Origin of the sequence: Streptomyces violaceorubidus, from assembly GCF_000717995.1 — a bacterium.
In the GTDB taxonomy this organism is placed as follows: Bacteria; Actinomycetota; Actinomycetes; order Streptomycetales; family Streptomycetaceae; genus Streptomyces; species Streptomyces violaceorubidus.
Map to the genome: position 1 here is coordinate 1 of NZ_JODM01000152.1, position 478 is coordinate 478.

The 478-nt window shown below is 79.1% G+C and carries 1 pseudogene; it reads right to left on the reverse strand.

Annotated elements, in window-relative coordinates:
• Window positions 1-371: pseudogene (locus IE94_RS40745) on the reverse strand (hypothetical protein); the annotation flags it as partial.
• Window positions 372-478: the final 107 nt, after the last annotated feature.

Consider the following 478-nt stretch of genomic DNA (forward strand, 5'->3'; position numbering starts at 1 on the left):
GCGGACCGGGCCGTATCCGCACCCACGGCGTCGCTGTCCGCTGCACCGTCGCGTTCTGCGTTCCGCTGGCCGCTACCGTCCACGCCCGCGGAGTGGCCGGCGGCATCGCCCCTCACCGCCGCCGGGAACGACGTACCCGCCGCGCCGGCAGAAGCCGTTGCCGCCGGCACGGTGACCGCCGGGGTCCCGGGCCGGGTGACAAAGGTGTCCTCACCGCCCTCGCCCTGGCGGCCGCCCGTGGTGTTGCGGGGATGCTGCTCCCCGGCCCGGGCATCGGACGGCGCGGGGGACGTCCGGCCCGCCGCCGCCGCGTGCGACGCGCCCGACGAAGCGGCACCCTGCGCCCCGGCAGCCGGCACCGCGGGATCCATGCCGGCCTCCGGCTGTCCGCCCACCGCGTCACCGTCGGGCACCTCCAACGCCCCGTCGGACGCGTCCTGCAGGCCCGTGTTCCGCGCCGGCTGGCTCCCGCCGCCCG